Raw genomic sequence first — 9,626 nt, forward strand, 5'->3', positions numbered from 1 at the left:
ACTTCCGCTGTTGCCGTTCTACATCTACTATTCGATGTTCGGCTTCCAGCGCGTCGGCGATCTGATCTGGGCTGCGGCCGACCAGCGGGCGCGCGGCTTTCTGATCGGGGCGACGGCGGGCCGGACGACGCTCGGCGGCGAAGGTTTGCAGCATCAGGACGGCTCCAGCCATCTGATGGCGGCGACCGTTCCAAATTGCCGGGCTTACGATCCTGCATTCCCCTACGAGGTGGCGGTCATCGTCGATCATGGCATGCGGTCGATGCTCGAGCAGGGCAACGACGAGTTCTACTACCTCACGGTGATGAACGAGAACTATGCGCAGCCTTCGATGCCCGCCGATGCGCGCGACGGCATCATCAAGGGTCTTTATCGGGTTCTGCCGAGCGCCGACGGGCCGGCGAAAATACGCCTGGTCGGCTCGGGCGCGATTCTGCCGGAGGTGATGGCCGCTGCGTCGATGCTGCACAGCGAATGGAACGTGTCGAGCGAAGTCTGGTCGGCAACCAGCTATTCCGAGCTGGCGCGGGAAGCGCGTGAAGTCGAGCGAGCCAATCGGCTTGCGCCTCTGTCCGACCCAGTCGAAAGCCACGTCGCAAAGTGCCTCGGTGGCGCCACGCCGATCGTCGCGGCGTCGGATTATGTCCGCGCCTATCCGCAACTGATCGCCTCCTATATCGAGGCGCCGTTTACGGTGCTCGGCACCGACGGCTTCGGGCGCAGCGATACGCGCGCCGCGCTGCGCGCCTTCTTCGAGGTTGATCGTCAGCAGATCGTCGTCGCGGCGCTGTCGGCGCTGGCGAAGTCGGGCGACGTCACGCGGCAGCGGGTTGCCGATGCGATTGCTCGCTACGAATTGCCGGCCGGCGTCCCATCGCCTTGGTCTCGCTGAGAGGGGGCGGAGCGCCATGTCGCATTCAATGGAAGTCGTTCTGCCGGATATAGGCGACTACAAAGACGTTCCAGTGGTCGAAATCAATGTGTCGGTCGGTGACGTGGTCACGATCGACATGCCGCTATTGTCGATCGAGTCCGACAAGGCGACGATGGAGGTGCCATCGCCGGCCGCAGGTACGGTGGCCAAACTGCTGATCGACGTCGGCGCGAGGGTCTCTCAAGGCTCGGTTCTGATGATCCTCGAAGGACGAGGTGAGTCCACCGCGCCTCGGCCGCCGGCTGCGCCGGCGCCAAAGCTGGAGCAACTGGTCTCGCAGCAGCCCGCAGCGCCGCAACCGCCAACGCCCGCAGCGCCGCCAGTCGACTCGCGAGCACATCTGGAGCAGCCGCAGCCGATCGGCGCCGCGCATGCGTCACCGTCGGTCCGCGCTTTGGCGCGGGAGCTCGGCGTCTCGCTCGACTCCGTCAAGCCCACCGGCCCCAAGGGTCGGATCCTGCGTGAGGACGTGGCGGCTTTCGTCAACGGACTGGTGCGATCAGGCCTGGCCATGGCGCCTGCGCCCCATACGTCGGTTGATTGGCCCAAGGTGGACTTCGAGAAGTACGGCGCGGTCGAGCGCCTGCCGCTGACGCGCATCCAGAAGCTGACCGGCGCAAACCTGTCGCGTAACTGGAATGTCATTCCGCATGTGACGAATTTCGACAGAGCAGACGTGACCGAGGCCGAAGCGTTTCGTCAGCTCGCCAATGCCGAGGCCGCGAAGGAGGCCGCGAAGCTCACCATGGTGTCGCTGCTGATCAAGGCCGCAGCCGTGGCGCTGATGAATTATCCGCGCTTCAATTCGTCGCTCGATGGCGGTGAGTTGATCCTCAAGCAGTATGTTCACATCGGCTTCGCCGTCGACACGCCGAAAGGTCTGGTCGTGCCGGTGATCCGGGACTGCGACAAGAAGGGACTTCGGCAGATCGCCGCGGAAATGCGCTCGCTGGCCGACAGAGCGATCGCGGGGCAGCTCGCGTCGGGCGACATGCAGGGTGGCTGTTTCTCTGTGTCCTCTCTGGGGGGCGTCGGTGGGCAGGGTTTCACGCCGATCATCAACGCGCCCGAGGTGGCGATCCTCGGCGCCGGGCGTGCCGCGACTGAGGCCGTCTGGAATGGCCGCGAATTCGAGCCGCGGCTGATGCTTCCGCTCAATCTCTCGTGGGATCACCGCGTGGTCGATGGCGTGGCCGCAGCCCGATTTCTGGGCTTCGTCGCGACGGTGCTAGCCGATCTTCGGCGCTTCGCATTGTGAGGACGCAGATGCAACGGACAGAGGAGATCCGGGTCCCCGATATCGGGGACTTCCGGGACGTCGAAGTTGTCGAAATTCATGTCAAGCCCGGCGACGTCGTCGCGCGCGAGCAGGCGTTGATCGTCGTCGAATCCGACAAGGCGACGCTGGAGATTCCCTCGCCGATCGATGGCACAATCGCGAGCGTCGCACTCCGCGTCGGCGACAAGGTGTCTCAAGGCACGATCATCGCGACGGCCGCGGCGCTGGCATCGCGCGAGCCCGGCGCGAAAGCCGAGACGGTCTCGCCAAGCCAGACCGCTTCTGGTTCGCGCGCAGCCGATCTCCCGCGCTACGACCTCGTCGTGATCGGCGGCGGCCCTGGTGGATATTCAGCAGCCTATCGGGCCGCGGACCTCGGATTGAAGACGGCGATCGTCGAGCGATACGACACCTTGGGCGGAGTCTGCCTGAACGTCGGCTGCATCCCGTCGAAGGCGCTGCTTCATGTTGCAGCTGTCAAGGAGGAGGCCGAGCGGATTGCCGATAAGGGCATCCGCTTCGCCGCGCCAGAAATCGATCTGCAGGCGTTGCGTGCCTTCAAGGACGACACCGTCAAGAAGCTGACGGATGGGCTGAGCCAGATGGCGGCGGCGCGCCGGGTAACGGTGATCCGCGGCACTGCGACATTCGTCTCCGCCACGCGACTCGCGGTTGCGGGCGATGCGCCGAGCTTGCAGCAGATCGAATTCGGACAATGCATCATCGCGACGGGTTCACGCGCAGTGGAACTGGCAGTGCTTCCAACGGATGAGCGGATCGTGACGTCGACCGGCGCGCTCGCGATGCGGAGCATTCCGGACCGCATTCTGGTGATCGGAGCAGGGATCATCGGCCTGGAGATGGCGACGGTTTATAGCGCGCTTGGCGCCAAGATCGACTTGGTCGAAAGGCTCCCGGAGATCCTCGCGGGCGTGGATGCCGATGCCGTGAAGATCTGGCGATCGCGCAACGCGCATCGCTTCGAGCACATCGAGGTTGCAAGCAGCGTATCGACCGCCGAGGTCACGCCCGACGGCGTTAAGGTTGGTATCACGGGCGGCTCGGCGCGAACGGCATCATACGATCTGGTGTTGCAATCGGCCGGCCGCGTTCCGAACAGCGGCGAGCTCGGTCTCGAACGGATCGGGATTGCGCTCGACGCGAAAGGCTTCATCACGGTCGACGAGCAGATGAGAACGACGGCGCCCAACATCTTCGCCATCGGCGACGTCGTCGGCGGGCCAATGTTGGCCCACAAGGCGGTGCATGAGGGGCACGTCGCCGCGGAAGTCGCTGCCGGGAAGCCGGCGGCCTTTACGGCCAACATTGTCCCCAATGTCGCCTACACCGATCCAGAGATCGCCTGGGTCGGCAAATCCGAGCGCGACGTTGCTGAGTCGGGCGGGACAATTCGTTCGGCAAAATTCCCATGGGCCGCATCCGGTCGGGCCATCGCATCGGCCGCGTCCTACGGCATGACGAAGCTGTTGTTCGAGGTCGAAACGGGGCGCATCGTCGGCGGCGTGATCGTCGGTCCGCATGCCGGCGAGTTGATCGGGGAAATCTGTCTCGCGATTGAAATGGGTGCCGATGCGCTGGATATCGGCAAGACCATTCACCCGCATCCGACCCTCGGTGAGACCATCGGCATGGCCGCCGAAGTTTACGAAGGCATCTGCACCGACCTGCCTCCACTCGTCAAAAGCCGGTAAGTCAGTTGGTCCGATCGATGTCCGTTATTGAAGCCCTGGAAGAACGTCGCGCCGGTGCCAAACTCGGCGGCGGCGAAAAGCGCATCGACGCGCAGCATTCGCGCGGCCGTCTCACCGCGAGGGAGCGCATCGACCTGTTGATGGACAAGCATTCGTTCGAGGAGATGGACATGTTCGTCCAGCACCGCTCGACCGAATTCGGCATGGACAAGACCAAGATCCCCGGTGACGGCGTCGTCACCGGCTGGGGCACCATCAACGGCCGCAAGGTGTTCGTGTTCGCCAAGGACTTCACCGTGTTCGGCGGCTCGCTGTCGGAGACCCACGCGGCCAAGATCACCAAGATCCAGGACATGGCGCTGAAGGCGCGCGCGCCGATCATCGGCCTCTACGACGCCGGCGGCGCCCGCATCCAGGAGGGCGTCGCGGCGCTCGCCGGTTACTCCTACGTATTCCGCCGCGTGGTCCAGGCCTCGGGCGTGATCCCGCAGATCAGCGTCATCATGGGCCCGTGCGCCGGCGGCGACGTCTATGCGCCGGCGATGACCGACTTCATCTTCATGGTGAAGAACACCAGCTACATGTTCGTCACCGGTCCCGACGTGGTGAAGACGGTGACCAACGAAGTCGTCACGCCGGAAGAACTGGGCGGCGCTTCGGTGCACGCCACGAAGTCGTCGATCGCCGACGGCGCGTTCGAGAACGACGTCGAGACGCTGCTGCAGATGCGCCGGCTGGTCGATTTCCTGCCGGCCAACAGCGGCGAGGGCGTGCCGGAATGGCCGAGCTTCGACGACATCGAGCGCGAAGACTTCTCGCTCGACACGCTGATCCCCGATAACCCGAACAAGCCCTACGACATGAAGGAGCTGATCCTCAAGGTCGTGGACGAGGGCGATTTCTTCGAACTGTCGGATGCGTTCGCCAAGAACATCATCACCGGTTTCGGCCGCGTTGCCGGCCGCACCGTCGGCTTCGTCGCCAACCAGCCGATGGTGCTGGCGGGCGTGCTTGACAGTGACGCCTCGCGCAAGGCCGCGCGTTTCGTGCGATTCTGCGACTCTTTCGGGATTCCGATCGTCACTTTCGTCGACGTGCCGGGCTTCCTGCCGGGCACCGCACAGGAATACGGCGGCCTGATCAAGCACGGCGCGAAACTCCTGTTCGCGTTCTCGCAATGCACCGTGCCGCTGGTCACCGTGATCACCCGCAAGGCCTATGGCGGCGCCTTCGACGTCATGGCGTCCAAGGAAATCGGAGCCGACATCAACTACGCCTGGCCGAGCGCGCAGATCGCCGTTATGGGCGCCAAGGGCGCGGTGGAAATCATCTTCCGCCAGGACATGAACGATCCTGAGAAGATCGCGGCCCGCACCAAGGAATACGAAGACCGCTTCCTGTCCCCGTTCATCGCCGCCGAGCGCGGTTATATCGATGACGTCATCATGCCGCATGCAACGCGGCGCCGGATCGCGCGGGCACTGGCAATGCTACGCGACAAGAAGATGGAAATCCCGGCGAAGAAGCACGACAATATGCCGTTGTAGGAAGAGCTGTGTTCAAACGCATTCTGATCGCCAACCGCGGCGAGATCGCCTGCCGGGTCATCAAGACCGCCCGCCGCATGGGTATCGAAGCGGTCGCCGTCTATTCCGAGGCGGACCGTGACGCCCTGCACGTCGAGATGGCCGACGAGGCTGTGCTGATCGGACCGGCGCCGGCCGCCGACAGCTATCTGGTGATCGAGAAGATCGTCGAGGCCTGCAAGAAGACCGGCGCCGAGGCGGTGCATCCCGGCTACGGCTTCCTGTCCGAGCGTGAGGCGTTCGCGAAGGCGCTGGCCGAGGCCGGCATCGTCTTCATCGGCCCGAACCCGGGCGCGATCGCCGCGATGGGCGACAAGATCGAATCCAAGAAGGCGGCCGCGAAGGCCAAGGTCTCGACCGTGCCGGGCTTCCTCGGCGTCATCGAGGACGACAAGCACGCGGTGAAGATCGCCGACGAGATCGGCTACCCGGTGATGATCAAGGCGTCCGCCGGCGGCGGCGGCAAGGGCATGCGCATCGCGCATTCGGTCACTGAGGTTGCCGAGGGTTTCAACCTCGCCAAGGCGGAAGCGAAAGCCTCGTTCGGCGACGACCGCGTCTTCATCGAGAAGTTCATCGTCGACCCGCGCCACATCGAAATCCAGGTGCTCGGCGACAAGCACGGCAACGTCATCTATCTCGGCGAGCGTGAATGCTCGATCCAGCGGCGCAATCAGAAGGTCATCGAGGAAGCGCCGAGCCCGCTGCTCGACGAGGCGACCCGCAAGAAGATGGGCGAGCAGGCCGTCGCGCTGGCCAAGGCGGTGAACTACGACTCGGCCGGCACGGTCGAGTTCGTCGCCGGTCAGGACAAGAGCTTCTACTTCCTCGAGATGAACACGCGTCTGCAGGTCGAGCATCCGGTCACCGAGATGGTCACCGGCATCGATCTCGTCGAGCAGATGATCCGCGTCGCCGCCGGCGAGAAGCTGAAGCTGGCGCAGAAGGACATCACGCTGAAGGGCTGGGCGGTCGAGTCGCGCGTCTACGCCGAAGACCCGTTCCGCAACTTCCTGCCGTCGATCGGGCGCCTCGTGAAGTATCGCCCGCCGGCAGAGAGCACCACCGGCGGCGTCACCGTGCGCAACGACACCGGCGTGCAGGAAGGCGGCGAGATCTCGATCTATTACGATCCGATGATCGCCAAGCTCGTCACCCACGCGCCGTCGCGCGCCGCGGCGATCGAGGCGCAGGCGCACGCGCTCGACGCGTTCTACGTCGACGGCATCCGCCACAACATCCCGTTCCTCTCGGCGCTGATGACGCATCCGCGCTGGCGCGAAGGCAACCTGTCGACCGGCTTCATCGCCGAGGAGTTTCCGCAGGGCTTCGCCCCGCGTCTGCCGGAGGGCGAGGTCGCCCGCCGCATCGCCGCGGTCGGCGCCGCGATCGACCGCGTCATCGGCGAGCGCAAGCGCAAGATCAGTGGCCAGATGATCAGCCGCGCCGTGATCCGCGAGCGCCGCCGCTGCGTCTGGCTCGAGCGCAGCGAGGTTCCGCTCGACGTCATCCGCGAGGGCGACGCCTTCGTGGTGCGCTTCGCCGCGCCGGACGGTTCGCTCGGTCAGCCGCATCAACTACTGTCGTCGTGGGTGCCGGGTGATCCGGTGTGGGAGGGCACGATCGACGGCCATCCGGTCGCCGTGCAGGTCCGCGCCGTCCCCAACGGCTTCCGGCTGGCGCATCAGGGCTTTGAAGTTGCCGTCAACGTCTTCACCGAGCGCGAGGCGTCCGCTGCGCGCTGGATGAAGGAAGGCGACAAGGCCGACACCGGCAAGAAGGTGCTGTGCCCGATGCCGGGTCTCGTCGTGTCGATCGCCGTGACCGAAGGCCAGGAAGTCAAGGCCGGCGAGACGCTCGCCGTGGTCGAGGCGATGAAGATGCAGAACGTGCTGCGCGCCGAGCGCGACGGCACCGTCAAGAAGATCCACGCGTCGCCGGGCGCCACGCTGGCGGTCGACGCCGTCATCCTGGAATTTTGTTGACTATATACGGATTGTGCCTGCTGCTGAGCAGCTTGAAGCGCGCGATATAGCCAAGCTGATTATAGAAGCGTCCGATAATCGCTCCGCCCCTTGTCACTCGGGAAATTGCGCGGCCAGCAAGTGAGTGACGCGAGGCTCGGCGCTGGCGTGAAACCGGCGGACCTGATCCTGCAGGACGCGGTCGGCGTTGGTGATGCGCTCGTGCTGCCGGAGATGCTCGAGCCACGACGCCACCTTGAACACTTCTACGAAACGGCCCGGTTGTGCGGCGTCCTCGAAGACGTCCCACGCATAGGCGCCGTCGCTGCGGCGATGGCGGCTCAGCTGGCGGATCGCCTGAAGGAAGTCTTCGCGTTCGCCGGCTGAGACCTGATACTCGACGGTGATCAGCACCGGGCCGCGATCGGCGTCGGCGTCGAGCGTCAGCACCGGCGACGGCCAGTGCATTGATGGCGACAGATCGCGGTCGGCGCTGCCGCGCAGCTTCCAGCGCCAGGTCGCGGCGATCCCGAGCACCGCTCCGGCGGCGGCGGCGAAATGCGCGGCCGGCAGGCCGAACACCGATGCGAGTTGGCCCCACAATGCGCTGCCGGCGGTCATGGCGCCGAAGAACGTGGTGACAAACATCGCCAGGCCGCGGCCGCGTACCCAATCCGGCAGCGCGACCTGGACTGAGACGTTGAGATTGGCCAGCACCGCGATCCACGATACGCCGGCGATAACGCAGGCCAGCACCGCGAGCTCGGCGCGGTGGACCGCGCCGAGCAGAACGAGACAGATCGCGGTGCCGAGCGTGCCGGCTGCGACCACGCGGTCTGGTCCGAGCCGCGCCTTGAGCCACGGCAGCACGAATGCGCCGACGATGGCGCCGAGGCCGATTGCACCCAGCAGAATGCCGTACATCTCCGGGCCGCCTGCGATGCGAGAACGCGCTACCAGCGGCAGCAGCGCCCAATAAGCGCTGGCGAAGAAGAAGAACGCGACCGCCCGCATCAAGGTAGCCCCCAGGTCGATGTTGTAGCGAGCGTGGCGGAAGCCGATCACGATCGCGCCGAGCAGGCGTTCCGGCGGCAGAGCAGTGCTGCGCGCCGCTGGCGGCCGCCACCACAGCAGCGCCCCGATCACCGCGAAATTGCTGATCGCATTGATCCAGAATGGCGCTGCGATGCCGATCATGCCGATCACCACGCCGCCGAGTGCCGGCCCGATAGCGCGGCTGACATTGACGCCGACGCCGTTGCTGGTAACTGCCGAGGCGAGATCCGGCTTCGGCACCAGCAGCGGCACGATCGACTGCCAGGCCGGCGCCGCGAACGCCGCGCCGGCGCCGAGCAGGAAGGTGAACAGTAGTAGCAGAACCGGATCCATGCGGCCAAGAGTGACCAGCACAGCGCTGGCGACGGCGAACAGCGTCAGCACAATCTCGATCAGGATCAGGAAGCGGCGCTTGTCGACGATGTCGGCGAGTGCGCCCGCCGGAATCGCGAACAGGAACATCGGCAGGCTGGAGGCGACCTGCACCAGCGACACGGTGAGCGGATCGGCCTCGAGGTTGGTCATCAGCCAGCCGGAGGCGGCGTTGTACATCCAGGTGCCGACATTGGCGACGACGGTCGCGGTCCATACCACCGCAAACGTGGTGTGGTGGAACGCGGCCCAGGCCGAAGGCCGCGGCGCGGCGGGGTGTTGTGCGTCGGCGCTGCTCATCGTGTCCTCGCTGTGTCGGTCGCGCTTGGCATCAAGCTACGGCGTTGGTGTCAGCAGAGTCGTATAGCTCGCCGGAATCCACGCGAAGCGCGTGCCCGAGGCCACGATATGGCCGATGCCGGGAAAAGCGATATGGGCGGCGGCGATCCAGGTGCCTTCAGTCGCGGCGTCCGCAAAAATCGTCGTACGGCGATCCTCGGCTGCGAACGGATCACTGTCGTAAGTCAACGTGATTGCTGGATCGCGAAACTGGATTGGCGCGACGTGCACCAGATCGCCCCACACCAGCAGGCGTTGGGCGCCGCTTGTGACTTCATAGGAGGTGTGGCCCGGCGTGTGGCCGTGCGTCGCGATGGCCCGAATCCCGGGGGAAAATTCGTCGCCTCCTTGAAGGCGCGCAGGCGGCCTTGCTGCTGATACGGC

The 9,626-nt window shown here is 65.4% G+C and carries 6 protein-coding genes and 2 pseudogenes; 6 read left to right on the forward strand and 2 right to left on the reverse strand.

All coding sequences use genetic code 11. The features are described 5' to 3' along the window. The 6 genes and pseudogenes from I5M_RS13975 to I5M_RS13995 all read left to right on the forward strand — a co-directional run. Positions 1-892, forward strand: a pseudogene (locus tag I5M_RS13975) (pyruvate dehydrogenase (acetyl-transferring), homodimeric type); the annotation flags it as partial. 28 nt (positions 893-920) lie between these two features. Next, a pseudogene (locus tag I5M_RS34430) lies at positions 921-1,079 on the forward strand (biotin/lipoyl-containing protein); the annotation flags it as partial. A 249-nt stretch (positions 1,080-1,328) separates the two neighbouring features. Further along, positions 1,329-2,192, forward strand: coding sequence for a 2-oxo acid dehydrogenase subunit E2 (locus I5M_RS13980; protein WP_376738680.1), 864 nt, complete (start codon positions 1,329-1,331; stop codon positions 2,190-2,192). An 8-nt stretch (positions 2,193-2,200) separates the two neighbouring features. Continuing rightward, positions 2,201-3,925 carry a dihydrolipoyl dehydrogenase gene (gene lpdA / locus I5M_RS13985; protein ID WP_022721963.1) on the forward strand — a complete coding sequence of 575 codons (1,725 nt, stop codon included), beginning with the start codon at positions 2,201-2,203 and terminating at the stop codon, positions 3,923-3,925. Positions 3,926-3,942: 17 nt separating this feature from the next. Beyond that, positions 3,943-5,472, forward strand: coding sequence for an acyl-CoA carboxylase subunit beta (locus I5M_RS13990; RefSeq protein WP_022721964.1), 1,530 nt, complete (start codon positions 3,943-3,945; stop codon positions 5,470-5,472). A gap of 8 nt (positions 5,473-5,480) precedes the next feature. Then, a complete protein-coding gene (locus I5M_RS13995; RefSeq protein ID WP_022721965.1) occupies positions 5,481-7,496 on the forward strand; it encodes an acetyl/propionyl/methylcrotonyl-CoA carboxylase subunit alpha in 2,016 nt (671 codons plus the stop codon). Positions 7,497-7,589: 93 nt separating this feature from the next. Here I5M_RS13995 and I5M_RS14000 read toward each other — a convergent pair whose 3' ends face one another. Continuing rightward, positions 7,590-9,203 (reverse strand): MFS transporter, encoded by a 1,614-nt coding sequence (locus I5M_RS14000; RefSeq protein WP_022721966.1) that lies wholly within the window; start codon positions 9,201-9,203, stop codon positions 7,590-7,592. 36 nt (positions 9,204-9,239) lie between these two features. Continuing rightward, positions 9,240-9,626, reverse strand: a 387-nt coding sequence (locus tag I5M_RS29755) for an MBL fold metallo-hydrolase (protein WP_244432003.1), incomplete at its 5' end; no start/stop codon positions are given.

This window comes from Rhodopseudomonas sp. B29, from assembly GCF_000333455.1.
In the GTDB taxonomy this organism is placed as follows: domain Bacteria; phylum Pseudomonadota; class Alphaproteobacteria; order Rhizobiales; family Xanthobacteraceae; genus Rhodopseudomonas.